The organism is Stenotrophomonas muris (assembly GCF_052751275.1).
Genome location: NZ_CP199879.1, coordinates 1,083,831 through 1,109,315, shown reverse-complemented (window position 1 = coordinate 1,109,315; position 25,485 = coordinate 1,083,831). Strand labels below are relative to the sequence as shown.

At 67.8% G+C, this 25,485-nt stretch carries 20 protein-coding genes; 11 read left to right on the top strand and 9 right to left on the bottom strand.

What is annotated here, in order from left to right; genetic code table 11:
- Nucleotides 1–38 precede the first annotated feature (38 nt).
- The 3 genes from lldP to ACUVWL_RS04935 all read right to left on the bottom strand — a co-directional run bounded on the left by lldP (nt 39) and on the right by ACUVWL_RS04935 (nt 3,261).
- Nucleotides 39–1,697 (bottom strand): L-lactate permease, encoded by a 1,659-nt coding sequence (lldP, locus tag ACUVWL_RS04945; protein WP_197575064.1) that lies wholly within the window; start codon nt 1,695–1,697, stop codon nt 39–41.
- Between the two features lie 223 nt (nt 1,698–1,920).
- Complete coding sequence (locus ACUVWL_RS04940) at nt 1,921–2,373, bottom strand: MgtC/SapB family protein (protein WP_014647495.1); 453 nt, start codon at nt 2,371–2,373, stop codon at nt 1,921–1,923.
- Between the two features lie 129 nt (nt 2,374–2,502).
- Nucleotides 2,503–3,261, bottom strand: a complete 759-nt coding sequence (locus ACUVWL_RS04935; protein WP_014647496.1) for an SDR family NAD(P)-dependent oxidoreductase — start codon at nt 3,259–3,261, stop codon at nt 2,503–2,505.
- 394 nt (nt 3,262–3,655) lie between these two features.
- On the opposite strand from ACUVWL_RS04935, the gene ACUVWL_RS04930 reads away from it, so the two are divergent.
- The gene (locus tag ACUVWL_RS04930; protein WP_049407541.1) at nt 3,656–4,609 is read left to right on the top strand and encodes a helix-turn-helix transcriptional regulator; all 954 of its coding nucleotides are present in this window, start codon (nt 3,656–3,658) and stop codon (nt 4,607–4,609) included.
- Nucleotides 4,610–4,935: 326 nt separating this feature from the next.
- Here ACUVWL_RS04930 and ACUVWL_RS04925 read toward each other — a convergent pair whose 3' ends face one another.
- From ACUVWL_RS04925 to ACUVWL_RS04915, 3 genes are all read right to left on the bottom strand, one after another.
- The gene (locus ACUVWL_RS04925; protein WP_014647498.1) at nt 4,936–6,846 is read right to left on the bottom strand and encodes a CocE/NonD family hydrolase; all 1,911 of its coding nucleotides are present in this window, start codon (nt 6,844–6,846) and stop codon (nt 4,936–4,938) included.
- 216 nt (nt 6,847–7,062) lie between these two features.
- Entirely contained in the window at nt 7,063–7,449 is a 387-nt protein-coding gene (locus tag ACUVWL_RS04920; protein ID WP_049440941.1) for a DUF4440 domain-containing protein, read from the bottom strand.
- Nucleotides 7,449–8,807 (bottom strand): MFS transporter, encoded by a 1,359-nt coding sequence (locus tag ACUVWL_RS04915; RefSeq protein WP_049440944.1) that lies wholly within the window; start codon nt 8,805–8,807, stop codon nt 7,449–7,451. The genes ACUVWL_RS04920 and ACUVWL_RS04915 overlap by 1 nt, the downstream gene beginning before the upstream one ends.
- A gap of 105 nt (nt 8,808–8,912) precedes the next feature.
- Here ACUVWL_RS04915 and ACUVWL_RS04910 point away from each other — a divergent pair, with 105 nt between their 5' ends.
- Nucleotides 8,913–9,809 (top strand): LysR family transcriptional regulator, encoded by an 897-nt coding sequence (locus ACUVWL_RS04910; RefSeq protein WP_126412509.1) that lies wholly within the window; start codon nt 8,913–8,915, stop codon nt 9,807–9,809.
- Nucleotides 9,810–9,907: 98 nt separating this feature from the next.
- On the opposite strand, the gene ACUVWL_RS04905 is transcribed toward ACUVWL_RS04910, so the two are convergent.
- Complete coding sequence (locus tag ACUVWL_RS04905) at nt 9,908–12,703, bottom strand: beta-glucosidase family protein (protein ID WP_014647502.1); 2,796 nt, start codon at nt 12,701–12,703, stop codon at nt 9,908–9,910.
- Between the two features lie 337 nt (nt 12,704–13,040).
- Between ACUVWL_RS04905 and ACUVWL_RS04900 the strand changes: the two genes are divergently transcribed.
- Nucleotides 13,041–13,475 carry a VOC family protein gene (locus ACUVWL_RS04900; protein ID WP_014647503.1) on the top strand — a complete coding sequence of 145 codons (435 nt, stop codon included), beginning with the start codon at nt 13,041–13,043 and terminating at the stop codon, nt 13,473–13,475.
- A 183-nt stretch (nt 13,476–13,658) separates the two neighbouring features.
- A complete protein-coding gene (locus ACUVWL_RS04895) occupies nt 13,659–14,363 on the top strand; it encodes an AraC family transcriptional regulator (RefSeq protein ID WP_343229549.1) in 705 nt (234 codons plus the stop codon).
- Between the two features lie 5 nt (nt 14,364–14,368).
- Here ACUVWL_RS04895 and ACUVWL_RS04890 read toward each other — a convergent pair whose 3' ends face one another.
- Complete coding sequence (locus ACUVWL_RS04890) at nt 14,369–15,259, bottom strand: sterol desaturase family protein (protein ID WP_032960191.1); 891 nt, start codon at nt 15,257–15,259, stop codon at nt 14,369–14,371.
- A gap of 132 nt (nt 15,260–15,391) precedes the next feature.
- Between ACUVWL_RS04890 and ACUVWL_RS04885 the strand changes: the two genes are divergently transcribed.
- From ACUVWL_RS04885 to ACUVWL_RS04855, 7 genes are all read left to right on the top strand, one after another.
- The gene (locus tag ACUVWL_RS04885) at nt 15,392–16,342 is read left to right on the top strand and encodes a LysR family transcriptional regulator (RefSeq protein WP_014647506.1); all 951 of its coding nucleotides are present in this window, start codon (nt 15,392–15,394) and stop codon (nt 16,340–16,342) included.
- A gap of 91 nt (nt 16,343–16,433) precedes the next feature.
- Nucleotides 16,434–17,084, top strand: coding sequence for a DsbA family oxidoreductase (locus tag ACUVWL_RS04880; protein ID WP_014647507.1), 651 nt, complete (start codon nt 16,434–16,436; stop codon nt 17,082–17,084).
- A gap of 35 nt (nt 17,085–17,119) precedes the next feature.
- Nucleotides 17,120–18,127, top strand: coding sequence for a cyclase family protein (locus tag ACUVWL_RS04875; protein ID WP_049418880.1), 1,008 nt, complete (start codon nt 17,120–17,122; stop codon nt 18,125–18,127).
- A 219-nt stretch (nt 18,128–18,346) separates the two neighbouring features.
- Complete coding sequence (gene imuA / locus ACUVWL_RS04870; RefSeq protein ID WP_014647509.1) at nt 18,347–18,961, top strand: translesion DNA synthesis-associated protein ImuA; 615 nt, start codon at nt 18,347–18,349, stop codon at nt 18,959–18,961.
- Between the two features lie 9 nt (nt 18,962–18,970).
- Nucleotides 18,971–20,380 (top strand): Y-family DNA polymerase, encoded by a 1,410-nt coding sequence (locus ACUVWL_RS04865; protein WP_046431214.1) that lies wholly within the window; start codon nt 18,971–18,973, stop codon nt 20,378–20,380.
- 6 nt (nt 20,381–20,386) lie between these two features.
- On the top strand, nt 20,387–23,497 hold the full coding sequence (locus ACUVWL_RS04860; RefSeq protein WP_032957267.1) for an error-prone DNA polymerase: 3,111 nt from the start codon (nt 20,387–20,389) through the stop codon (nt 23,495–23,497).
- A gap of 81 nt (nt 23,498–23,578) precedes the next feature.
- Nucleotides 23,579–24,085: a hypothetical protein gene (locus ACUVWL_RS04855; RefSeq protein WP_049440952.1), complete on the top strand. Its 507-nt coding sequence runs from the start codon at nt 23,579–23,581 to the stop codon at nt 24,083–24,085.
- A 102-nt stretch (nt 24,086–24,187) separates the two neighbouring features.
- Here ACUVWL_RS04855 and ptsJ read toward each other — a convergent pair whose 3' ends face one another.
- Complete coding sequence (gene ptsJ / locus ACUVWL_RS04850; protein ID WP_046431219.1) at nt 24,188–25,474, bottom strand: MocR-like B6 salvage transcription factor PtsJ; 1,287 nt, start codon at nt 25,472–25,474, stop codon at nt 24,188–24,190.
- Nucleotides 25,475–25,485 lie beyond the last annotated feature (11 nt).

Genomic DNA, 25,485 nt, shown 5'->3' with positions numbered 1-25,485 from the left:
CGAAGCGCACAGCGGGTGGTCGGCCAGCCATGCATGGCTCAGGGAATCATCCAGGTCAGCCAGTAGGCCTGGGCCAGGGTGATCAGGCCGACCATCGTGGTGAAAATCAGGCTGTGCTTGACGGTGAAGCGGAACAGGTCCGACTCCTTGCCGGCCAGGCCGACCGCCGCGCAGGCAATGGCGATCGACTGCGGCGAGATCATCTTGCCGGTAACGCCACCGGTGGTGTTGGCCGCCACCAGCAGCACGTCGGATACGCCGATCTGCTGCGCGGTGGTGGCCTGCAGCGCCGAGAACAGCGCATTGGACGAGGTATCCGAACCGGTCAGGAACACGCCCAGCCAGCCCAGGAACGGCGAGAAGAACGGGAACGCATCGCCGGTGTGCGCCAATGCCAGCGCCAGTGTTGCCGACAGGCCCGAGTAGTTGGCGATGAAGGCGAAGGCGAGCACCATGCCGATCGAGTAGATCGGCATGCGCAGCTCACGCACGGTTTCGCCGAAGGTCTGCAGCGCCGACCGGGCCGGCATGCGCAGTGCGATGATCGCGATCACCGCCGCAAGGAAGATCGCGGTGCCGGTGGCCGAGAACCAGTCGAATTTGTAGATCGCCTCATAGCTGAGCGGCGCGTCGACGATCGGCGGCATCTTCTGCACCCTCTGGTCCAGGCCCGGCACCGGGAGCTTGAGCACCCAGCCTTCCAACGGGCCGCCTGCCGCGAACAGCGACTTGAACGGCTTGATGCTCCACAGCGTGACCATCGCGGTGAGGATCAGGAACGGCGACCACGCCTTGGCGATCTGGCCGACGCTGTAGCGTGGTGCCTCCAGTGCCTGCGCGGCCGCCTCGGCGCTGGTTTCGGTATCGAAGCGGAAGATCCGTGCCGGCTTCCAGCGGCGCAGGAACAGGGTCAGGCACACCAGCGACGCCAGCGAGGCGGTGATGTCCGGCAGCTCCGGGCCGATGAAGTTCGAGGTGAGGTACTGCGCGATGGCGAACGAGCCACCGGCCACCAGCACCGCCGGCCAGGTTTCCCTGATGCCACGCCAGCCATCCATGATGGCCATGATCCAGAACAGCACGATCACAGTCAGGAACGGCAGCTGGCGGCCGGCCATCTGGCCGATCTCGAATGCATCCAGGCCGGTGACCTGCCCGGCCACGATGATCGGAATGCCCATCGCACCGAACGCCACCGGCGCAGTGTTGACGATCAGGCACAGGCCGGCGGCATACAGCGGCTTGAAGCCCAGCCCGACCAGCAGCGCCGCCGTGATCGCCACCGGCGCACCGAAGCCGGCCGCGCCTTCCAGGAAGGCACCAAACGCGAAACCGACCATCAGCATCTGCAGGCGCTGGTCTTCGGTCACCGACAGGATCGAGGCGCGGATGATGTCGAACTGACCGGTCTTGACCGAGACCTTGTAGAGGAACACCGCGCCGATGATGATCCAGGCGATCGGCCACAGGCCGTAGACGAAGCCGAAACCGGCCGCGCCCAGCGCCTGGCTCAACGGCATGCGGTAGAACAACAGGGCCACGCCAAGCGCGATGGCCACGGTGATCGTGCCGGCCAGCCAGCCCTTCATGCGCAGCACCGCAAGGGCAACGAAGAAGAACGCGATCGGCAGCAGCGCGATCAGGCTGGACAACCACAGGTTGCCGGCGGGGTCGTACAGGTGTTGCCAGGGCTGCATGAAGGCTCTCGACTGGGGCGGGATGTGCTCCACCGCAGGCGGTGGGTCGCCGTGGCTGTCGATTATTGGTCGTACCAATAATGATTTCGATCAGACCACTTGCAGCGGATTTAACCGCCGCTCCGACGAAGTGCCTATTAGACCATAGGGCTAGACTTCATATTGGTCCGACCATTACGGCTCTCACGGTAGTGGCGGCCGCTGGCCGGCAACTAGCCCTTCCCTACGGAATCCTTTTCTCCAACCGCCGCATCACTGCCAGCACCAGCACGCACAGCACGCTCACCCCGATGGCGATCACGTACTTGCTGATCCCCACCGCAATCCCGATGGCCGCTGCCATGATCAGCGAGCTGGCCGTGGTCAGGCCGCTGACCTGGTCCTCGCGTGACCCACGCAGGATGGTGCCAGCGGCAACGAAGCCGACACAGGCCACCACCGCTTCGATCAGGCGCACCGGATCGACCTGCAGCAGGTCACGGTAGCGCTCCTGCTGGAAATGCTCGGCCACCGAGTCGCCGAGGCCGACGATCAGCGCAGCGGCCCCCGCGATCAGCATGTGCGTACGCAGGCCAGCGGCGTGCTTGCCCATCTCGCGCTCGACGCCGAGCACGCCGCCAAACAGCATCGCTGCGGCTACGCGCAGCAGGATCGAGACATCCTGGGTGAGTTCCATGGTCAAGCTCCGGGGTTTTCCCGGAGCGTCGCGTGGCCCCCGTGGCACAGAGGTGAAGGCCACACCACAGTCCGTTCACCCGGTAGCGCCGGGCGACACCCGGCGGCACCGCACCCTGCGTTCAACGCATCACTGCGCCAGGTAGCCACCATCGATGGCGTAGTACGCGCCGGTCGCAAACGAGGCGTCGTCGCTGGCCAACCAGGCCACCAATGCCGCCACTTCCTCGGCCGTGCCCAGCCGCTTCAGCGCGTGCCGTCCTTCCAGCGTGGCGCGCACCTTCGGGTCCATCTTCTCCAGCAGCGGTGTGCTGATGAAACCCGGACCCACCGCGTTGACACGGATGCCGTCGGCCGCATGTTCCCACGCGGCGGTCTGGGTCAGCCCGACCACGCCGTGCTTGGCCGCCGCATAAGCGGTGGAACCGGCATAGCCCACCTGGCCCAGGATCGAGGCCATGTTGATGATGCTGCCGCCGGTTCCAGCGGCCCGCATTGCCTGGATCTGCGCACGCTGGCACAGGAACACACTGGTGAGGTTGACGTCGATGACCCGCTGCCAGCCCTCGATCGGATAGTCGCCGCTGCTGGCCGCCGGCCCGCCGATACCGGCGTTGTTGACCGCCACATGCAGGCCGTCAAGTTCCTTGACCGTGCGCTGCACCGCCGCCTCCACCGCTGCATCGTCGGTGACGTCCAGCGCGATGCCGATGGCCTGTGCGCCGGTGCTGCGCAACTGCGCCACGGTGGCATCCACCGCATCCTGCTTGAGGTCCCAGACCGAAATACGGGCACCGGATGCGGCCAGCGTCTGTGCCACGGCCAGGCCGATGCCCGACACGCCGCCGGTCACGATCGCGGTCTTGCCGGTCAGCTGGTAATCAATCATCTGCATTCTCCATCGGTGGGGGGAGCGATGCGGCGCGCGGCCGCCAATCCATCACCTTACGCCGGCCGCTGTGACGAGCAGACCAACAGCCTGTCCGCGGATGATCGTTCCAGCAATGAAACCTCAACCGAAGTTCATGTAGGGAATCAAGTACGGATATAGCGGCAAAACGCTGGCGTATGTCCGGCACCCCGTTCAACTTGGCCGTAATGACCAATCGGTTTGACCGTATTCAAATCCCCTGCGAATGATTCGCAGCGACAATGGGAAACGTTTCCAGTTTCTTCGACACATTTTTTCCAACCTGGCGTTTTCCGGCCTTCCAGGCTGCCCGCTACGCGGGGCAGCACATGGGCCATGGTGCCAGCGCCTCCCCTCCTGTACGTGCCGAGCGATGTCCCGATACTTCACCTTTGCCGATTACCGCCGCTTCGGCCAACGCCACGGCTTCGATTACCGCGCTGATCCGGAACACCTGCGCGACGACCAGTGGGCCGGCCGCGGCGAAGTCAACGAACAGTTCATGCGCGGTGGCATGAGCCTGATCGCCTCCGACGTGCATAACCGGTTCCCCTATGTGGCGACCGCGCAACAGCGGCCCGGGCTCGCCATCCGCGTGATGCTGCAGGGTCAGGTCGACGTGCGTATCCCGCGACGCGGAAGTTTCACCCTGCGTGCCGGCACCGCGATGACCGCCCACCATCGCGACCAGATCGAGATGACCGGCGCGCACCCCGGCGAAACGCGCCTGCGCGGGGTCAGCGTGATCGTGCCGGGTGGCATCGACGCGGATGTTTTCCAGATGCCACAGCTGGAAAAAGCGCTTGGCACGCACCTGGAATGCCGCCACTGGGCCATTCCCCACGCCATGCTGCCGGTGCTGGGCCAGTTGTTCGACAGCCCGTGGCAGGACGGCATCGACGCGCTGTGGCGCGAAGGCGTGGCATTGCAGCTGCTGGCCCTCGGCCTGCAGGCCGAGGATCTGCAGACCGACCCGGTGCGCACGCTGCGTGCCGGCCAGCGCGAGCGCCTGGAACGGGTACGCAGTTACCTGCATGACGACCCCAGCCATGCACACAGCCTGGTCGAGCTGGCCCGGCTGGCCTGCATGAGCCCCAGCTCATTGCGCCGCCATTTTGCCCAGCAGTATGGAAGTTCGGTGTTCGACTACCTGCATGAACAGCGCATGCGCCATGCCGAACAGGGCCTGCGCGAAAACGGATGGACGGTTGAGCAGGCCGCCGCCGCCAGCGGCTACCGCCACCCCAGCAACTTCGCCGCCGCGTTCCGCAAGCGCTTCGGCCTGGTCCCCAGCCGCTGGCGTACGGGCCCCTCGAAGGTGGGGTGAGGATCCCCGCTCCGGTAGGTGTCGACCTTGGTCGACACGCTCCTGCACCGTCGCGGATGCCGGCCAGCGGCCGGCACTACCAAAGCCGCCTGATTCGACATGCCATGACTCAGCCCCGGTAGGTGTCGACCTTGGTCCACACGCTCCTGCATCGTCGCGGTAGCCGGCCAGCGGCCGGCACTACCAAAGCCGCCTGATTCGACATGCCATGACTCAGCCCCGGTAGGTGTCGACCTTGGTCGACACGCTCTCGCGCCGTCGCGGATGCCGGCCAGCGGCCGGCACTACCGCCGCCGGGCATCGCGCACCCGGCGTACTCATCAACCTCAATACACCGGCAGATCGATGTAACTGGCCTGCGCTGCGCTGTGCCAGACCCGCTGCGTGGCCTTCTGGTAATCGCCCGGCTTGGCCAGGTAGATGTTCGGCACGTAGGTCTGCGGATTGCGGTCATACAGGGGGAACAGGCTGGACTGCACCTGCACCATCACCCGATGGCCCTTCTGGAAGGTGTGGTTGGCGTTGGGCAGGTCGAAGCGGTACGGCAGCACCTGGTTGGCGGCCAGCGGCTTCGGATCGCTGAAGCTTTCGCGGTAACGGCCACGGAAGATCGCCAGCGACACCGGCAGCTCGTAGCCACCCATCTCCGGCGTCGACGCTTCCTGGTCCGGATACACGTCGATCAGCTTCACCACCCAGTCGCTGTCGGTGCCACTGGTCGAAGCCTGCAGGTGCACCACCGGCGCGCCGCCAATGCGCAGCGGCGCGGTCAGCGGTTCGGTGATGAAGGTCAGCACGTCCGGGCGGCCATCAACGAATCGCTGGTCCTTGACCAGCCAGGTGGTCCACATGTCGCGGTCGCCGAAGCGGACCGGGCGCGGCACGAACGGTACCGGCTTGGCCGGGTCGGACACGTATTCCTCGAAGTCCCCCTCGCCCGCCGCCGGTGCCTGGAACGCCAGCTTGCCGCCGGCGCGCAGGTACAGCGGCTTGCTGCTGGCGGCACAGCCCTTGTCGCAGCTGCGCGGCCAACCCTTCAGGCGGTCCCAGTGGTTTTCGCCGGTGTTGTAGATCAGCACCGGCGGCGTATCGGCCGTCGGCGCGCCATCCACCAGGTACTGGTCGAAGAACGGCTTGAGCACATCGCGACGGAACTGTAGCGCGGTATCGCCATCGAACTTCAGCGCACCCAGCTCGCTGCCGCCGTAGTTCACCTGGCTGTGCCGCCACGGGCCCATCACCAGATAGTTGCGGTTGTTGCCGCTGTCGCGCCCTTCCATCGCCTGGTAGGCGTGGTTGGCACCCCACATGTCTTCCTGGTCCCACAGGCCCTGCAGCCACATGGTCGGCACCTTCAACGGTGTCTTGGCCATCACCGCGTCCAGCGCCTGGCCCTGCCAGAAACCATCATAGGCCGGGTGCTCGACCAGCTTCTTCCACCAGGTCAGCTGGTCCACGCCGGTGAAACGCGCGTAGTCACCGGCCGAACCGAGGCGCAGGAAGGTGCTGTAGTCGTCATAGCCGAGGCTGGGCAGCGGCGTGCCCTTGCCGCGCTTCTCGGTCTGCATTGCGAAATAGTTGAAGTTGACCTGGCGGAACGCACCGTAGTTGAGCCAGTCGTCACCCATCCAGCCATCGACCATCGGGCTCTGCGGCGCGGCCACCTTCAGTGCCGGGTGCGGGTCGGTCAGCGCCATCACCACGGTGAAACCCTCGTACGACGAGCCGAGCATGCCGACCTTGCCGTTACTCTCCGGCACGTTCTTCACCAGCCAGTCGATGGTGTCCCAGGCGTCGGTGGAGTGATCCACCCTGGTGTTGTTCAACGGCCCGCGCAGCGGCCGGGTCATCACGTAATCGCCTTCGGAGCCGTACTTGCCACGGATGTCCTGGAACACGCGGATGTAGCCGCCGTCGACGAACACCTCGTCGCCCTGTGGCAGCAGGTCGCGCATGCGCGGCGAGTCACTGCGGTTGGCACGGCCAGCAGCGTCGTAGGGGGTGCGGGTCAGCAGGATCGGGGCATTGCGGGCACCCTTGGGCACCACGATCACCGTATACAGCTTGGTGCCATCACGCATCGGCACCATCACCACGCGCTTGTCGTAGTCACGACCGACATCGGGGGCAACGAAGGGCTTGCCGCTGATGTCCGGGGTCATCGGCGGGGTATCGGCGGCCAGCACGGCGCTGGACAGGCAAAGGGCAATGGCTACAGCGACGGCACGCACACGCATGGACAACCCCTCCCGGCAGGAAAGCTCCAAGCCTACTCCTGCCCCGAGCCATGAAGTGTGTGCGGGCTTTGCATTCTGCGGTGGATGCAGGCAGGACTGATGGCACATGTGCGGCCAATGTGGGGGCAGTGCGTCCTGTAGAGCCGAGCCCACGCTCGGCTCAGACCGCCGCGACCTACCCGAAGAGCAGCCGAGCGTAGGCTCGGCTCTACAACATCAGGCCACCACCACCTCATGCAGTGCCAGCCAGCGCCAGCGACCCTCTTCCTGCCGCAGCACCGCCAGTGACTCCCGCCATGCAGGCGTGCCGCCATCGAGCGAATGCCCTTCGCGATAGCGCAGCACCGCCAGCGGTGAAGGCGCTTCCACCGCGTGCACGGCGTCGATGGAAATCCGCAGCCCGGGGCGCGCGCCGTGACCGCCCGCGAACAACGCCTGCACGGCTTGCCGATCCAATCGGCGACCCGCGATGCCGACCATGCTGAAGTCCGCGCTGAAGTGCGCCATCAGATCCTCCAGCGCATCGGCGCCGACATCGGCACGGAACCAGGCCTGCAGCTTGTCGTGCAGGTGGTGGATTTCATGTTCTGCGGTGGTATCCATCAGATGTTCTCCGGTTGCGAAAGGGTGAGCAACTGCGGCCGGCGCAGCAGCGCCATCGGCAGCAGGGTCAGTACCGCGGCCAGACCCAGCGCCATGCCGGTGGCGTGGGCCGGCAGCCATTGCATGGCCAATGCCAGCAGCAGCGCGATGGCCGCGGTGCCCAGGCAGAAGCTGAGCTGGCGGTTGAGGTTCCAGAGTGCGCTGGCATCGCCCAATGCTTCGCCCTCGACCCCATGGAAGGCCAGCGTCTGCGCGGTGCTGCTGCACAGGCTGCCGCCGGCGCCCATCAGCGCGAACAGCAGCCCGGCCAACGCGAAGGCCGGCTGCGGCAGCAGCGCCATCAACAGCAGGCCGCTGGCCTGCAGGAGCATGCCCGTACGCAGTACCGTGGCCGGGCCGAAGCGCGCCAGCAGGCGCTTGCTGGCCGTGATCGCAATGGCCGAGGCCAGCGCCCAGGGCAGCATCAACGCGCCGATGCGTGCCGCGCTGTAACCGGCCTGGTGCAGCTGCAGGGTACTGACCAGCTGGCTGCCGATGAACACACCGGGCACTGCCAGATAGACCAGCATCGCCAGGCGCAGGCCCCGATGGGACAGCAGCGACCAGCGCAGCAGGGGCTGCGCCTGCTGCCGTGCATGCCGCAGGTGGACCGCCGCCAACAGCATTGCGATCAACAGCAGTACGGCACCGGCGGCCCGATGGCCGGGTTCACCCAGCCAGGTCAGCGCCAGCAGCAGCGCGCCCAGCGCCAGCATCGCGGTGGACAGCGCATAGGCCTGCAGGCGCGGCGCACTGCGCGCGCCATCGGCCGGCATCCAGGCCAGCACCAGGCCGATCGCCACCACCGCCAACGGCAGGCTGGCCCAGAGCACGCCGCGCCAGGACAACCACTGCACCAGCAACCCGCCCAGCGCCGGCGCCAGTGCGGGCACCAGCAGCGCCACCAGCAGGATGCGGCGGGTCAGCGCGCCACGCTGGTCCGGCGTGCACTGTCGGTACGCTGCCGCCTGTGCCACCGGAATCAGCAGGCCACCGGCCAGCCCCTGCAGCAGGCGCCAGCCCAGCAGCCAGCCGATACCCGGTGCGGCGCCGGCCAGCACAGCGGCAACCGCGAACAACAGCAACGCCACCAGCAGCAGGCGACGCTCACCACAGCGCGCGGCCAACCAGGGCGCCAGCGGAATCACCACGCTCAGGCCCAGCATGTAGGCGGTGCCCACCCAGGCCAGGGTACCGACATCAGCGTGCAGTTCCGCTGCCAGTGCCGGATAGGCCACCGTGGCGATGAACATGTTGACCAGATCCAGGGCGAACACCAGCAGGAAGATCGCCTCATGGCGCAGGCGGGGGGACGGCATCGGCGGCGCTCCAGCAAGGAAGCGTCCAGCATGCCGTCCGGGCTTTGTTGGAAAAACACGACAACACCTGCAACACTGTCAAATCTGTTTTGACAATGAATCGCCATGGTCAGCCTCGATCGCTTCGATATCTTCCGTGCCGTGGTCGAGGCCGGCAGCCTGACCGCAGCGGCCGATCGGCTCGGCCTGAGCCGTGCGGTGGTCAGCTTCAACCTGAAGCGGCTGGAGCAGGAGCTGGGCGTGACCCTGCTGCTGCGCAGTACCCGCCACCTGGCCCTGACCGACGCTGGCGAACAGTTCCTGCAGCACTGCGTACAGGCGCTGGATGCCGCGCAGGCGGCAATCGATGCCGCGCGGCGCGACCAGCACCAGCTGCAGGGTGTGCTGCGCCTGACCACCACCCCGGAGTACGCGCAGCTTCGCCTGATTCCCGCACTGGAAGCCTTCCGTGCGCGGCATCCGGCCCTGCAGCTGCATCTGTCCACGTCTCCCGCGCCGGCAGACCTGATTCCCGAGCGCTTCGACCTGGCGATCCGTCTCGGCCGTCTGCCCGATTCGGGCCTGCATGCCAGTGAACTGGAACGGCACCCGCTGTGCGCGGTGGCGGCTCCGTCACTGCTGGCACGCCTGCCCTCTGCCGATGCGGCCGATGACCCGGCCCAGCTGGGCACCCTGCCCCGCCTGGGTTACCCGCGCCTGGCCGACGTGCCGGTGGTCGCGCCCGACGGCAGCGACGCCTTGTTTGCCACCAATCCGGGCAATGCAGTGGTGCGCGTGGATGGTGCCAGCAGCCTGCGCGCCTTCGCCGTGGCCGGCGCCGGGGTCACCGTGCTGCCACGCTGGCTGATCGAGGACGACCTGGCCCAGGACCGCCTGCGCCCGGTGCTGCGCCAGCACCGCTTCCCGCAGCAGAGCGTGTACGCGGTCTACCCGCACAGCACGCAGCCCTCGCCGAAGGTGCGGCAGCTGATCGATTTCCTGCGCGGGTGGTTCGCCATATGAAAAGGGGACGGAGGGGATTAAGTCGTTTATGCATAAACGACTTAATCCCCTCCGTCCCCTTTTTCAGGCACGGCCCTTGCGGGCCGTGCCTTCAAGCCTCAGCGCAGCACCTGCTCCACCAGCTGCACGTCCACCGTCTGCAGCGGTTCGGCGGCGTTGCGCGACAGCTGCACCTGGTAGGTGCCACCGTCGATCTTCCACTGGCGCGCCTGTGCATCGTAGTGGGCCAGCGTCTTCGGCTCGGCTTCGATGCGGATGCGGCGCTGTTCGCCCGGCTGCAGGGTCACCTTGTCATAGCCGATCAGGCGGATCGGCGTGGTGCTGCCGGCCGGCAGCTTCAGGTACAGCTGGGCCACGTCGGCACCGGCGCGCTTGCCGGTGTTGCGGATGTCGACGCTGGCGACCAGGCGCGAACCTTCCACGCTCACCTTCAGGTTGTCATAGGCGAACGAGGTGTAGGACAGGCCATGGCCAAAGGCGAAGGTCGGGGTCAGGCCCTTGGCCGCCATCCACTTGTAGCCGACGTTGGCGCCTTCGATATCGAAATCGAACACATCACCGAACGGCTTGGCCGGCTTGAAGCCGAGGCCGTCGATGTGCGGGCGCGGCAGCTGCGATTCGTCCGTCACCCAGGTCACCGGCAGGCGGCCGGACGGATTGACCTGGCCGGTCAGCAGTGCGGCAATGCCTTCGCCACCGCGGATGCCCGGGTACCAGGCCTGCAGCATCGCCGGCACCTGCGCCAGCCACGGTGTGCGCACCGGGCCGTTGGTTTCCAGCACCAGCACGGTCTTCGGGTTGGCCTTGGCCACTGCCGAGATCAGGGCATCCTGGTTGTCCGGCAGCTGCATGTCCGGCAGGTCCACCGATTCGGCAGCCCACTGCGTGGCAAACACGATGGCCACATCCGCCTGCGCGGCCGCCTTGGCCGCAGCAGCGGCGTTGGTGCCATCCACATACGTGATAGTCGCGTCCGGGCGCGCCGCACGCAGCGATTCCAGCGGCGAGGACGGATGGAAGATCACCGGGCCCGGCCAGGTGGTCGGCATCACGCCGGGCACCGCGTTGGTGCCCTTGGCGGTCACGCCCACCATCGATGAACCACCGCCACCGATCACGCCCTTGTCGGCATGGCCGCCGATGATGACGATGCGCTTCACGCTGTCGGCCAGCGGCAACAGGTTGCCCTCATTGCGCAGCAGCACGCTGCCCTCCTCCACCGTGCGCTGGGCAACGGCGAAGCCGGCCTCGGCATCCACCTTCTGGTGCTGCGGCGGGTTGTCGAAGTTGCCATGCAGGAACATCGTGCGCAGGATGCGCGCCACCATGTCGTTCAGGCGCGCCTGCGGCACCACGCCGCCATGCACGGCCAGGCGCAGCGGTTCATCGAAGAACACCGCCGCGTCGAACACCTCACCTGCCGACTGCTGGTCCAGGCCGGCCAGCGCAGCCTTCGAGCCACTGTGCACGCCACCCCAGTCGGACATCACGAAACCGGGGAACTTCCATTCCTGCTTCAGCACCTGGTTCATCAGGTAGCCGTTCTCGCAGCCGTAGGTGCCGTTGATCTTGTTGTACGAGCACATCGCCACGCCCGGGCGACCGGCGTCCAGCGCGATCTCGAAGGCCAACAGGTCCGACTCGTGCATGGCCTGTTCGCCGATGCGCACGTCGTGGAAGTTGCGACGGGTCTCCATGTCGTTCAGCGCGAAGTGCTTCATCGAGGAGATCACGTGCTGGCTCTGCACGCCCTGGATCAGCGCGCCAACCATCGAGCCGGCCAGCAGCGGGTCTTCGCCGGCGTACTCGAAGTTGCGGCCGTTGCGCGGGTCACGCTGCAGGTTGACGCTGCCCGACAGCAGGATATTGAAGCGCTGCTGCCACGCCTCGCGGCCCATCGTGGCGCCACCGGCGAAGGCAACTTCGCGGTTCCAGCTCGATGCGGTGGACGGGCCCGATGGCATCGCCGTGGCGAAGTCGCCCGGGCGGATGCCCCCCGGATTGGTCACGCCGACACCGGCATCGGCCGACTGCTGCGACGGGATGCCCAGCCGCGGTACGCCCGGCACGAAGCCGGCCGAACCGACCGCACCTTCCGGCAGCGGGCCGCCGTCCTTGCCCAGCCCGAAGTAGCTGTGCAGCATCTGGAACTTCTCATCCTCGGTCATCGCCTTCAGCAGCAGCGCAGCGCGCGCATCGGCGTTGAGCGTGGTGTCCATCCACGGCGTGTCGCCGTGCTTGTCGGCGGCATAGGCCAGGGTCAGCAGGGTGGCACGCAGCGTGCTGCCTTCCACCTTGAACGGCGCGCTGCTGGCGGCCTGGAAGCCGTCGCTGAAATAGCTGGCATCGGCTTCCAGCGCCACACGCGCCGGATCGAAGCCTGCGGCCTTGGCCGATTCACCGGCCACCGCGCCGAGCAGCACCGCCGGTGCACCCAGCCGCGAACGGGTGACCAGCGCCGGCAGCTGCGCCGCACCTGCACCGGCATCGGTATAGACCGCCACAGTGTGGCGGCCGTCGTCCAGGCGCAGGTAGTTCAGGCCCGGCTGGTCGGGGCCGGATTCAGCGGCGATCGGCAGCCGGGTCAGAACAGCCTGGCCGCGCTGGGTCTGGCCATCGTCCTTGCCGGCGGCAATGAAGCGGTACTCGTAGCCCAGGCCATCGGCCAGCACCTGCAGCGGATCGACCTGGCCGATGCCGCGCTGCACCTGGCGCACGCTCACCGCGTCCACCTTCAGGCTCTTCAGTTGCGCGGCCAGCGCCGGCATCGCCTCGGCGTGGGGCGCCTGTTCCAGGGTCAGCACAGTGAACGCGGCCGGGTCGGCCCAGGCCGGAGCGGCCAGTGCGGCAGACAGGGCCAGAGACAGTGCAAGCGGTTTTGTAAACGTTTTCATCGGCAGGCGTAATTCCGTTGCCAAGGCAATCGGTCCAGGGAAAGTGCCGCCGAAGGGTGCAGCGTTCATGCCGCGCAGGGGTTGCCAAGCAACGCCCCGCAGGCCGATGGACGGGCCGGTCTGCGCGCGGGACCCTCCTCCCGGCGTGACAACCTGCCTGCCCGGGCCGCGCAGGGCGACCCAATCCTGTGAAGATTGTGCGAGGGCGTTCACACCTGTCAACAGGACCTAAGTCACAGAGGCAACCCGGCCAATGGTTATCAGGCCATCACTGGCGGTCATCAGCGCGCCGCGCGAGGCTGCTGATAATGGAGATCCCTGGCCACGAATCGAGCCCATGACCGTACATCGCGACTTCGATCATCTCTGGCGCGACCGCTGTGACACCTCCAGCCAGCGCGCGCCGCGCGTGCTGATCCGGGTGTTTGTGGCCCCGGGCGAGCTGGAGCGCAGCGTGGCGTTCTACGAGCAGTTGCAGGGCGTGGTAGCCGATGCGGGGTTCCCGTTCCCGGAAGCCGGGCTGCGCCTGGCGATGGTCGGCGCCTTCCTGCTGATCGAAGGCAGCCAGGCGGCACTGGCACCGTTCACCTCGACCACGGGGACACTGCTGGTCGATGACGTTCGGCCCTATCACGACAAACTGGTCGCCGCCGGCGCCGAGATCATCTTCCCGCTGCAGGTAGTCCCGACCGGGGCGGCGTTCAATGCGGTGCATCCCGATGGCACCGTGGTTGAATACGTGCATCACCGGCCGGATCCGCACGGGCGCTGAGGGGGCGCACGGCCGGGCGGCGCCCGGCACCCGCGGTAGTGCCGGCCGCTGGCCGGCAACCTCAGAAGCAACAGCCGAAGCAAAAGCGGGCTTCCTGTGGGTTGGCGGGGGTGGGGGCCGGTTGCGGGGACGCCGTGAATCCGTCTGTCGAAATAATCGATTTCGATTGAGATTCATCCACGCATGGCGTGGATCTACAATCCCTCAATGTCCTCCCCCGCCCTGCCCTGGAATGGCACGTTGCTGCTGGATGCTCACGTGGCCGTGCTGCAGGGTCATGCCGGTGACAGCGCCGCGCACGCGCACTACGCCCATCAACTGCTGCTCAGCGATGGCGCAGCCTGGAAGGTCGAGGTCGATGGCGTGCAGCAGCAAGGCCAGCGGCTGTGGCTGCCGTCATTCCAGCCGCACGCGATCCTGTTAGCGCCAGAAGCAGGCTGCACGGTGTTCCTTGAGCCGACGCATGCCAATCCCGCACAGATCCAGCAATACCTGCACGCACTGCCGGGCAACGCGCTGGAACTGCACGGCTGGCTGCCCCGGCTGAGCCGCCCGCAACCGTTGGACCGCCGCGTGCAGGCGGCATTGGCCCGTATCGCCCAGCACCTGCCCGGCCCGGTGCCGGCCGCCGATATCGCCGGGGCGGCGCACCTGTCGACCAGCCAGCTGCACCGGCGTTTCCAGTCTGATCTGGCGGTGACCCTGCGCGGCTGGGTGCTGTGGCAGCGGCTGCGCCGCGCACTCATGCATCATCTGCGCGGGCACACCCTGACCGACAGTGCGCATGCCGCTGGATTCGCCGATCTGGCCCATCTGTCGCGCAGCCTGCGCCGCATGTTCGGTATCGGTGCCGCGCAGCTGCAGGGCCTGCAGCTTCACGCGGCCTGACACGGTCATCCGCGCCTGCGCAGACCTTCCGGCAGCTCCGGCACCTCGCCGTGCGGCAGTTCGCGGAACGGCGCCAGCAGCTGTCCCGGATAATCGCGCGGATAGTCCGGTTGGCTGCCGATGCCGAGGTCGCGCTGCTGCAGCCGATAGCCCGGCGCATCGAAGGCGGTCCCCAGCAGGTGATCCCAGACGGTCAGGAACAGGCCGAAGTTGACGTCGCCAGCGGTGCCGTAACGCATGTGGTGGAAGCGGTGCAGCGGCGCCCACGCCATCACCCGGCCCAGCAGGCCCGGGCGCATGTCCACGTTGGAGTGCTGCAGCAGCAGCTGGATGGCAATGGCGAAGGCCAGCACCGCAGCCACCGGCATCGGCAGGCCCAACAGCAGCAGCGGCAGTACGCCGCCCACTGCTTCGGCCGCCTGGTGCAACGGATGCTTCATCAAGCCGTTGAAGCCGTACATGCGGGTGACGCTGTGATGCACCGCGTGCAACCGCCACAGCCAGCCGATGCGATGGCTGGCGTAGTGCACCAGGGTAATGCCAAGGTCGGCGCAGACGATGGCCAGCAGTACCTGCAGAACGAACGGCCACTGCAGCGGCCACAGCTGCCACGGAAGGAGCGCTGCCAGCAGCGGCACCGCAGCGATCGACAGCAGGTTCAGGCTTTCGTTGACCAGTGCATGCAGGGTGTCACGCAGACTGTCGCCGTGGTCGTGGTTGAACGCGGGGTCATACGGCCAGGCACGTTCGGCAGCGAACGAAACCGCGATGGCGACCGCCAGCAAGGCCAGCAGCCATAGCGGATCGCCATGGAGGTGGCCGACCCAGACGACGGCGGCGGCAACGAAACCGAGCAGGAACAACGGGGCATACAGGCGGAGGATCCAGTGTTTCATGGGCAACCCGGAACGTGAGGGGCCTGCATGCTGGCGCGGCACGACGGTTGCGCGCTTGAACAAACGGCGCAACCCGCCCCGCCTCGGTGGATATCCCCCCTTTGGCCGACACCGCGTTTCCCCCACCCACGGATGGCGTGGATCTACAATGGCGCCCTCATCGCGCCCGGTACCGGCATGGATTCCTTCAACCTGATGCGCGCCTTCCGCCGCATCGTCGAACGCGGCGGGCTGGCCCGCGCTGCCGAAGACCTGGGCATGTCGCCGGCCGGGCTGAGCAAGCAGTTGCGCGCGCTGGAAACGCACCTGGGCGTGGTGCTGCTGCAGCGGACCACGCGGCGCATGAGCCTGACCGAGACCGGCCACGCCTATTACCGCGAATGCTGCCGCCTGCTCGACGAATTGGACGCATTGGAACGTGGCATCGCCGAACAGCGTGGCGAGGTGGCCGGGCGCCTGCGTGTCAATGCACCGCAGTCGTTCGCACTGAGCACGCTGTCGCCGCTGCTGCCACGCTTCCTGCAACAGCATCCACAGCTGTCGCTGGACCTGGTGATGGAAGATCGCCTGCTCGATGCGGTCGGTGAGGGTTTCGATGTGTCGTTGCGGCTGCGTGCCGAGCTGGACGACTCGCGACTGGTGGCGCGCCGGCTTGCCTCGCTGCAACAGGTGCTGTGCGCTGCCCCGTCCTACCTGCGGCAGCGTCCAGCACCGCAGTCGGTGGACGATCTGCAGGTGCACAGTGTGCTGGCCTACAGCCTGTCCGACTCCCCCGGCAGCTGGCCGCTGCTCGGCCCGGATGGGCAGGTGACCATCACCCTGCCGGCGCGCGTCACCGTCAACAACAGCCTGCTGCTGCGCGACCTGCTGGTGGCCGGCATGGGCATCGGCGCCCTGCCCTCGTTCCTGGCGGCACCAGCGCTGGCCCGTGGCGAACTCCAACAGGTGCTGCCCGACCACCGCTATCCGCCACGCTTCGTGCATGCGGTCTATCCCACGTCGCGCCACCTGCAACCCAAGGTGCGTGCCTTCATCGATTTCCTGCACGCCGAGCTGCCCCGCTGCGCCGGCCTGGATTCGTAACCGCCAGCGAAAACTGAGCTGCCCACGGCGCGCTGTTTCGGCCCCGCCGCGCTGCCTAATCTGCCGCCTCCCTCTCACCGATGGCAGGCAGATGTCTCCCGTTCCTTCCCCCGCCACCGCCGCGCCGGTGGTCGACTTCTTCCACGACGTGGTCTGCGGCTGGTGCTTCGTGCTGGCCCCGCGCCTGCAGCAGGTCTCGGCCGAACTCGGCATCCAGGTGCGCCATCGCAGCTTCGTGCTGCAGGACTCGCGCGCGCAGATGGTCGAGGTGTTCGGCTCGATGGAGCGCGCCAAGGCGATCATCCTGCGCCACTGGACCGACTGCGCCGCGCATGAAGACAGCGCGCGCATCGATATCGAAGGCATGCGCGCACAGGACTTCGAATATCCCTCCGGCTGGCTCGGCGCACTGGCCTGCCAGGCCGCAGGGTTGATCGGCGGCAATGATGCCCATGGCGCAATGTTCGACGCGGTGCAATGGGCGCACCTGCACCAGCACCGCAACATCGGCGACGCCGAAGTGCTGCTGGATATCGCCGAATCACTGGGCCATCCCCGTGGTGCCTTCGCTGACCACATGCGCAGCGACGCAGTGCGCCAGCGCGTGCAGGCCGATCGTGCCGACGCCGCTGCCCTCGGCATCCGCTCCATTCCCACCGTGATCGGCGGCAACGGCCTGCGCCTGCAGACCCTGCCGCTGCCGCAACTGCGCCAGGCCCTGGCGCCCCTGGTCGCGGCCTGAGCCGCACCCTCCCCACCCTGCAAGGAGATTCCCCCATGACCCCACGTATCCTGGCCAGCGCGCTGGCCCTGCTGCTGGCCGGCACCGCGGCGTCCACCACCGTGTCCGCGCACGAACGCGTTCCCTCCGGCCAGCAGGTCGGCACCAGCCCCTGGGGGCCGAAGGACGAGATCGGCCGGCTCAACCTGATTACCGAAGCCTCGCGTGCGGCGATCCTGTCGCGGGTCAGCGGCGGCAAGGCCTATGACCTGGCCACCGACTACTACGTCGGCATGCCCAGCTGGCAGGACGCCGGCGACCCGCACTACCAGTTCTGGATGACCCACACCCCGCGCGGCACGGTGATGGATGATCCGATGGGCGTGGGCGAGAGCATGAACCTCACCCGCAGCTACACCGGCACCGCGTTCTCGATGTACAGCCACACCGGCACCCACATCGATGCGCTGAACCACTTCGGCATCCACGGAAAGATCTGGAACGGCTTCGAGGCCGACAAGCATCTCGGCGATCGTGGCTGGAATGTCACCGGCATCGAGAAATTCCCGCCGCTGATCGCGCGTGGCGTACTGATCGACGTGGCCGCCGCCAAGGGCGTGGACATGCTGCCGGACAGCTACCGCGTCACCCGCCAGGACCTGAAGGATGCGCTGGCACGCCAGCGGGTGAAGCTGCAGCAGGGCGATGTGGTGCTGATCCGTACCGGCCGCATGCGCCTGTTCGAACAGCCCAAGGCCTACATGGCCAACCCGCCGGGCATGGGCCTGGACGCGGCGCGCTTCCTGGTTGAGGACAGCGGCGCGATGATCGTCGGCGCCGACAACCTGAGCTTCGAGACCTTCCCCTCGGAGGTGGCCGACGACTACGTGCCGCTGCACACCTACCTGCTGGCCCAGCAGGGCGCGCCGATCATCGAACTGGTGGCGCTGGATGAACTGGCCCGCGACAAGGTCTACGAGTTCGCCTTCATTGGCGGCCCGCTGAAGATCCGCGGCGGCGATGCCGCGCCGCTGCGCCCGGTCGCGCTGCCGGTCCGCCCGTAACCGGGCCCTGTGGGTGCCGACCTGGCTCGGCACTCCTTTTCCACTTCAGCAACCTGAAACCCGGCCCGCCAATTTCATTAGTAATTCTACTCACAAGGCGAGTAGCATGTCTGGTCTCAGCCCCTGATACCAGCCCGCCGATACTCGCTCCATGCCTGTCGTTTCCGCCCGTTCCTGCCGCTTCCAGCCCGCCCGGCGCCTCCCTTGGAGGACCGGCTGATGGGCGCCGTCGTCGCCCTCGACCGGCTGCTGGACGGCCGCCAGTTGTGGCGCGGCCCGGCCCGCCAGGGGCCGGCCAGCGACCACCTGGCCAGCGGCCACCCGGCGCTGGACGCACGCCTGCCCGGCGGCGGCTGGCCGGCCAGCGGGCTGTGCGAGGTGCTGCAGGCGGCGCCGGGCGTTGGCGAACTGGCCCTGGTCTGGCCGGCGCTGGCCAGGCTGAGCCAGCGCGACCGCCCGATCGTGCTGGTCGCCCCACCCTATCGCCCGCATGCCCCGGCCTGGGCCGCGGCCGGGCTGGATCTGGCCCAGCTGCAGATCATCCACGCTGCGCCGAAGCAGGCGCTGTGGGCGGCCGAACAATGCCTGCGCTCTGCCGCCTGCGCGGCGGTGCTGTGCTGGCCGCACCAGGCCGACGATCGCGCCCTGCGCCGGCTGCAGGTCGCCGCCGACAGCGGCCAGTGCCTGGGCTTCGTGTTCCGCGAGGCGCAGGCAGCGCGCAACCCCTCCCCGGCCAGCCTGCGCCTGCAGCTCGACCACGGCCAGGTAAGGGTGCTGAAGTGCCGTGGCGGCCTGCCACCCGCGCAGCCGTTGCCACTGGCCATCACCCACTGAGGCCGCGCCATGCACTGGGCCTGCCTGTTGTTGCCGCAGCTGGCGCTGGACAGCGTGCTGCGCCTGCAGCCGGACCCCCAGCGGCCACTGGTGCTGCTGCAGGGCCCAGCGCAGCGCCGCGTGCTGCGTGCGGTCAGCCCGGCCGCGCGCGCAGCAGGGCTGCGCCCGGGCATGCTGCTGTCGGCTGCGCAGGTGCTGGTGCAGGACATGCACCTGCACGACTACGACCCTGACGCGGAACAGCACACCCGGCAGCTGCTGGCCAGCTGGGCCTACGCCTACAGCTCGCAGGTCAGCCTCGATTTCCCGCATGCACTGGTGCTGGAAATCGGCGCCAGCCGTGCCCTGTTCGGTGACTGGCTGACGATCGAAAAGCGCCTGCGCAACGAACTGCATGAACTCGGTTTCCGCCACCGCCTGGTGGCCGCCCCCACGGCACATGCCGCGCGCGTGCTGGCCAACGTCCACGACGGCCTCGGCATCGATGCGCAGCAGCTGCCAGCGGCACTGGCACAGCTACCCTTGCCGCGCTGCGGCCTGCCCAGCGACGCGGTGACCGTGCTCGGCCGTTCCGGCCTGCGCACGCTGGGTGCGGTGCTCGAGCTGCCGCGTGACAGCCTGGCCCGGCGCTTCGCACCGGAGGTACTGCAGCAGCTGGATGCACTGCGCGGCCTGCCCACCGCGCCGCTGCGCTACTACCAGCCACCGGACCGTTTCGATGCGCGCATCGAATTCGAATACGAGATCGAATCCAGCCAGGCCCTGCTGTTCCCGCTGCGCCGCCTGCTGCTGGACCTGGCCGCCTTCCTGTGTTCGCGCGATGGCGGCGTGCAGCGCTTCGACCTGCATTTCGAGCACGACCTGCTGCCGGCCAGCGTGCTGACCATCGGCCTGCTGGCCCCCGAACGCGATCCTGCGCTGCTGTTCGAGATCGCACGCAACCGCATGGAAGCGTTCGCCCTGCCGGCCGGCAGCCGCGCACTGCGCCTGCAGGCCGAGCAGCTGCCACCGTTCGTGCCCGCCGCGCGTGACCTGTTCGATACCCGGCCGGCGCAGGCGATGCCCTGGAACCAGCTGCGCGAGCGCCTGCGTGCGCGGCTGGGTGATGACGCCGTGCAGCCGCTGGCGGTGCAGGCCGACCATCGCCCCGAACGCGCCAGTGGCACCCAGCCACCGGCCAAGCCCCCGTCGTACTGGCCACTGCGCCCCGGCTGGTTGCTGGACACCCCACAACCGTTGCGTGACCCGCGCCTGCGCATCGTCGCCGGGCCGGAGCGGATCGAATCGGGCTGGTGGGACCAGGCCGACGCACGCCGCGACTACTACGTGGTGGAAACCGCACACGGCCAGCGCGGCTGGGCCTTCCGTGAGCGCAACGATCCGCATGCGCCGTGGATGCTGCACGGCTGGTTCGGCTGAGCCGCCATGCACAGCGAACTGCCCGGCTACGCCGAACTGCACTGCCTGTCGGCCTTCAGTTTCCAGCGCGGTGCTTCGATCGCCGAAGAACTGTTCGCGCGCGCCGCTGGCCAGGGTTACCGGGCACTGGCGATCACCGACGAATGCTCGCTGGCCGGCATCGTGCGCGCCTGGCAGGCGGCGAAGGCGCATGGCGTGGCGCTGATCGTCGGCGCCGAATTCCAGGTCGAGGACGGGCCGAAGCTGGCCCTGCTGTGCACCGACCAGGCCGCCTATGCCGGGCTCTGCCAGTTGATCACCACCTGCCGGCGGCGCGCAGCCAAGGGCGAGTACCGCTGCCTGCGCGAGGATCTGCTCGGCCTGCCCGACGGCCTGCTGTGCCTGTGGCTGGACCGGCAACCGGCCGCCACCGACCTGGAACTGCTGCGCGCCGGCTTCAATGATCGGCTGTGGTTGGCGGTGGAGCTGCACCACGAACACGACGACGCACGCCGCCTGCAGCAGCTGCAGGCCTTCGGCCAACGCCACCGCCTGCCGCTGGTCGCCAGTGGCGACGTGCACATGCACGTGCGCCGCCGCCGCGCCCTGCAGGACACCCTGACCGCGATCCGCCACCGCTGCAGCGTGGCCGAGGCTGGCTGGCGCCTGTTCCCCAACGGCGAGCGCCATCTGCGTCCGCGCACCGCGCTGGCCCAACTGTATCCGCCCGAATTGCTGGCCGAGACCCTGCGCATCGCCGAGCGCTGCCACTTCACCCTGGAACAGTTGCAGTACACCTACCCACGCGAGCTGGTGCCCGAGGGGCATGACCCGGACAGCTGGCTGCGCGTGCTGGTCGAGCGTGGCATTCCCTGGCGCTGGAAAGGCGGCATCGAACCGAAACAACGCGAGCAGATCGAACACGAACTGGCGTTGATCAAGCAGAAGAACTACGCCTCGTACTTCCTCACCGTGCAGGACATCGTGCGCTTCGCGCGCAGCCAGGACATCCTCTGCCAGGGCCGCGGCTCGGCGGCCAACTCCGCGGTGTGCTTCGTGCTGGGCGTGACCGAGATCGACCCGGCACGCAGCAACCTGCTGTTCGAGCGCTTCATCTCCGCCGAGCGCGACGAGCCACCGGATATCGACATCGATTTCGAGCACGAGCGCCGCGAGGAAGTGCTGCAGTACGTGTTCAAGCGCTATGGCCGCGAGCGCGCCGCACTGACCGCGGTGGCAATCAGCTACCGTGGCCGCAGCGCGATCCGCGACGTGGCGCGTGCACTTGGCCTGCCGATGGACCAGGTCAACGAACTGGGCGCGGCGATGGACCACTGGGGCGGCAACATCCCATTGCCGGAAACCCTGCGCGAGCGCGGTTTCGATCCGGACACGCCCTTGATGCGGCGCCTGCTGGCGCTGACCGCCGAGCTGATCGACTTCCCGCGCCACCTGTCGCAGCACCCCGGCGGTTTCGTGATTTCCGAACATCCCCTGTCGACCCTGGTGCCGGTGGAAAACGCGGCGATGGCCGACCGCACCGTCATCCAATGGGACAAGGACGATCTGGATGCCACCGGCCTGATGAAGGTCGACTGCCTGGCGCTGGGCATGCTTACCGCCATCCGCAAGTGCCTGGCCATGCTGAAACAGCATGGCCTGCATGAAGGACGCATGGATGCGATCCCGCCCAAGGATGCAAAGACCTTCGACATGATCTGCGCCGCCGACACCATCGGCGTGTTCCAGATCGAATCGCGCGCACAGATGGCGATGCTGCCGCGCATGCAGCCACGCACGTTCTATGACCTGGTGATCGAGGTGGCAATCGTGCGCCCTGGCCCGATCCAGGGCGACATGGTGCACCCCTATCTGGAGCGGCGCCGGATCCTGCGCGAACAGGGACCGGACGCGTTGAACGACCCGGACAACCCGCTCTACCCACCGCAGCTGGAACGCGTGTTCGCACGCACGCTGGGCGTGCCATTGTTCCAGGAACAGGTGATGCAGCTGGCGGTCGAAGCAGCCGGTTACACGCCTGGCCAGGCCGATGCCCTGCGCCGTTCGATGGCGGCCTGGAAACGCCGTGGCGGCTTGGAACCGCATCGTGAAAAACTGCTGGCAGGCATGTTGAAAAACGGCTTCAGCCGCGAATACGGTGAGCACCTGTTCGAGCAGATCAAGGGGTTCGGTGATTACGGTTTCCCGGAAAGCCACGCCGCCAGCTTCGCCCTGCTGACCTATAACAGCTGCTGGCTGAAATGCCACCATCCGGCCGCGTTCACCGCCAGCCTGATCAACAGCCAGCCGCTGGGTTTCTACAGCCCCGACCAGCTGCTGCAGGACGCGCGCCGGCATGGCATCCGCGTGCTTCCCGTGGACGTGCGCCACAGCGACTGGGACTGCACGCTGGATTTCAGCAGGGGCGCGGCCGCGATCCGGCTCGGCCTGCGCCTGGTCGACGGCTGCAATGAAGCGGCTGTACAGGCCATCATGCGCGAACGTGCACGGCGCCCGTTCGACGATGTGGGCGACCTGTGCCAGCGCACCGCCCTGGATCGCCGCCAGCAGGGCCTGCTGGCCGATGCCGGTGCGCTGCGCGGGCTCAGCGGCCATCGCCATCGTGCACGCTGGGATATCTCCGGCGTGGAGAACCGGCTGCCGCTGTTCGACCAGGCCCGCGCCACCGCTGAAGCACGCGTGCCGCTGCCCCTGCCCAGCGCCTGGGAGGACATGCAGGCCGATTACCGCAGCATCGGCACCACCCTCGGCCGCCACCCGATCTCGTTCCTGCGCACGCAACTGCGCAGCCGCGGCTGCCTGGATGCCGCGCAGCTTGCGGGCCACGGCCATGGCCGTCGCGTGCGCATCGCCGGCCTGGTCCGCATGCGCCAGCGCCCGCAGACCGCCAGTGGCGTTACCTTCCTCACCCTTGAAGACGAGACCGGCATGGTCAATGCCGTGGTCTGGCGGCACCTGGCCGATCGCCAGCACCGGGTCCTGGTCGATACCCGGCTGATGCAGATCGACGGCCGCCTGGAACGCGTCGATGGCGTGCAGCATGTCATCGTGCAGCGCATGCACTGCCTGGATGAACTGTTGCAGGGGTTGCGCAGCCACAGCCGCGATTTCCATTGACGATACACAGCGTCACACAATGAACTGGCCATCGGTCGCCCGCATCCGCTATCGTCGCTGCATCCAAGGAAGGACGACACGATGCCGCGCGCACTGCTGCTGACCACGCTGGTGGTCTCCACACTCGCCCTGCTGGTTTCCGGCTGGACCGCCTGGAGCCTGCATCGCAGCCAATCGCCACAGCGCATCATCGAAGCGCGCGGGCTGATCATCCACGATGGCACGGGCCAACCCCGGGTGATCCTAGGCGCGCCGGTGCCCGACCCCCTCAGCCGGGGCCGTATCCAGGGGCCGCGCGCTACCGCCCTGTCCGGCCTGATCCTGCTCGGCCCGGATGGCTCCGAACGCGGGGGCTATGGCACCAGCGATCGCGGCGGTGAAGCCGTGCTGACCCTGGACGATGCCAATGGCACCACGGAAGTGTTCAAGGTGGTGGCCAACCCGGACCGTGGTGCCAGCCTGATGGTCAAGCACCAGAACAACACCGGCGCCATGCTCACCTCATGGCAGGGCAAGCCGGAACTGATGTTCGTCGATGACAGCGGCCAGTCCCACTACGTGCGCCCGGGCGCCAACGCCGCGCCCTGATCTGCTTCTGTAGCGTCGAGCCATGCTCGACTGCTTCTACCAACAGCAGCCGAGTATGGCTCGGCTCTACAAAGGCGAAGCAACGTCGAGCATCGCTCGACGCTACAGACCGCACACCGCCGCCAGGTCGTCAGCCAGCGGCCGCAGTTGCGCCGCGCCCAGCGCCGCGCAGGTGATGCGCAGGCCATGTGCCGGCGCCGCCACCGCGAACACCTCGCCAGCGCGCACATGCCATCCGCGCGCGGCCAGCGCCAGCACCTGCGGATGGCTGTCGCCCGGCAACGGCAGCCACAGGTTCAATCCCTCCATCGGCAGCGGCGTCGGCACGCCACGCGCGCGCAGCAGTTCCTGCAGCGACTGCAGGCGCTGCTGGTAACGCTCGCCTGCCGAGGCGATCTTCGCCCGCTGCGTTGACGACGCCAGCACCGAGGTTGCCGCGTCCTGCAGCAGGTGACTGACCCAGCCGATACCGGATGCCAATCGCAGCCGCAACCGCATCGCGGTTTCTTCATCGCAGGCCAGCCAGGCCAGCCGCAGGTCGGGGCCGAGCGGTTTGGACAACGAACGCAGCAGCGCCCAGCGCCGCCCATCCAGCGGCAGTACCGAGTGATAGGCCTGCTGCGAGAGCAGCGCATAGTGATCGTCGATCAGCACTGCTACCTGCGGGTACGCCGCCAACAACTGCCGCAACGCCCGCGCCCGCTTCGCATCCAGGCTGGCCCCGGTCGGATTGTGCGCCCGGGGGGTGAGCAGCACCGCACGTGCACCAGCCTCCAGCGCCTGCCGCAGCGATTCGACCTGCATGCCCTGGGCATCCACCGCCACCGGCAACGGCGCATGACCCGACGCATTGAGCACATTGAGGCTGCCGAGGAAGCATGGATCCTCCACCGCGATGCGATCACCCGGCAGCAGCCACGCCGCCAGCAGGCGCTCGATGCCATCGACGGCGCCATGGGTCAGCTCCAGCGCATATCCCTCGGGGCAATCCGCATCCAGCGAGGCGCGTGCCAGCGCCTGCAACCTCGTGTCGACCGTACCCACGCCATACAGCCGCGGCGCCGCCGGGGTCAGGCGCAGGTTCGGCAGCAGGCGCGGATCCGGGTTGCCACCGGCCAGGTCCTGCAGCGCCAGCCCCGGGGTGCTGCCCTCGCGCGCCAGCGGCGGCGGCAGGCCACGCACCACCGTGCCGCGGCGGCCCGCCGTGCTGGCCAGTCCCGCCGCATCCAGGCGCTTGTAGGCAGCAGCCACGGTGTTGCGGTTCACGCCCAGCTGCTCGGCCAGTTCACGCACCGGCGGCAGCACGCTACCGGCCGGCAGGCGACCCTTGCCGATGCCGTCGCGGATGCTGTCGAAGATCGACTCGGCGCTGTGCCCGGTGATTTTCATTTTGTCCTATG

What these genes read in the sequence shown, in the direction of transcription:
- ptsJ (WP_046431219.1), bottom strand. Translation starts at nt 25,474, where the DNA reads ATGAAAATCACCGGGCACAGCGCCGAGTCGATCTTCGACAGCATCCGC.
- lldP (WP_197575064.1), bottom strand. Translation starts at nt 1,697, where the DNA reads ATGCAGCCCTGGCAACACCTGTACGACCCCGCCGGCAACCTGTGGTTG.
- ACUVWL_RS04865 (WP_046431214.1), top strand. Translation starts at nt 18,971, where the DNA reads ATGCACTGGGCCTGCCTGTTGTTGCCGCAGCTGGCGCTGGACAGCGTG.
- ACUVWL_RS04910 (WP_126412509.1), top strand. Translation starts at nt 8,913, where the DNA reads ATGGTCAGCCTCGATCGCTTCGATATCTTCCGTGCCGTGGTCGAGGCC.
- ACUVWL_RS04940 (WP_014647495.1), bottom strand. Translation starts at nt 2,373, where the DNA reads ATGGAACTCACCCAGGATGTCTCGATCCTGCTGCGCGTAGCCGCAGCG.
- ACUVWL_RS04930 (WP_049407541.1), top strand. Translation starts at nt 3,656, where the DNA reads ATGTCCCGATACTTCACCTTTGCCGATTACCGCCGCTTCGGCCAACGC.
- ACUVWL_RS04920 (WP_049440941.1), bottom strand. Translation starts at nt 7,449, where the DNA reads ATGGATACCACCGCAGAACATGAAATCCACCACCTGCACGACAAGCTG.
- ACUVWL_RS04875 (WP_049418880.1), top strand. Translation starts at nt 17,120, where the DNA reads ATGACCCCACGTATCCTGGCCAGCGCGCTGGCCCTGCTGCTGGCCGGC.
- ACUVWL_RS04890 (WP_032960191.1), bottom strand. Translation starts at nt 15,259, where the DNA reads ATGAAACACTGGATCCTCCGCCTGTATGCCCCGTTGTTCCTGCTCGGT.
- ACUVWL_RS04880 (WP_014647507.1), top strand. Translation starts at nt 16,434, where the DNA reads ATGTCTCCCGTTCCTTCCCCCGCCACCGCCGCGCCGGTGGTCGACTTC.
- ACUVWL_RS04915 (WP_049440944.1), bottom strand. Translation starts at nt 8,807, where the DNA reads ATGCCGTCCCCCCGCCTGCGCCATGAGGCGATCTTCCTGCTGGTGTTC.
- ACUVWL_RS04935 (WP_014647496.1), bottom strand. Translation starts at nt 3,261, where the DNA reads ATGATTGATTACCAGCTGACCGGCAAGACCGCGATCGTGACCGGCGGC.
- ACUVWL_RS04925 (WP_014647498.1), bottom strand. Translation starts at nt 6,846, where the DNA reads ATGCGTGTGCGTGCCGTCGCTGTAGCCATTGCCCTTTGCCTGTCCAGC.
- ACUVWL_RS04885 (WP_014647506.1), top strand. Translation starts at nt 15,392, where the DNA reads ATGGCGTGGATCTACAATGGCGCCCTCATCGCGCCCGGTACCGGCATG.
- imuA (WP_014647509.1), top strand. Translation starts at nt 18,347, where the DNA reads ATGGGCGCCGTCGTCGCCCTCGACCGGCTGCTGGACGGCCGCCAGTTG.
- ACUVWL_RS04860 (WP_032957267.1), top strand. Translation starts at nt 20,387, where the DNA reads ATGCACAGCGAACTGCCCGGCTACGCCGAACTGCACTGCCTGTCGGCC.
- ACUVWL_RS04855 (WP_049440952.1), top strand. Translation starts at nt 23,579, where the DNA reads ATGCCGCGCGCACTGCTGCTGACCACGCTGGTGGTCTCCACACTCGCC.
- ACUVWL_RS04895 (WP_343229549.1), top strand. Translation starts at nt 13,659, where the DNA reads ATGGCGTGGATCTACAATCCCTCAATGTCCTCCCCCGCCCTGCCCTGG.
- ACUVWL_RS04905 (WP_014647502.1), bottom strand. Translation starts at nt 12,703, where the DNA reads ATGAAAACGTTTACAAAACCGCTTGCACTGTCTCTGGCCCTGTCTGCC.
- ACUVWL_RS04900 (WP_014647503.1), top strand. Translation starts at nt 13,041, where the DNA reads ATGACCGTACATCGCGACTTCGATCATCTCTGGCGCGACCGCTGTGAC.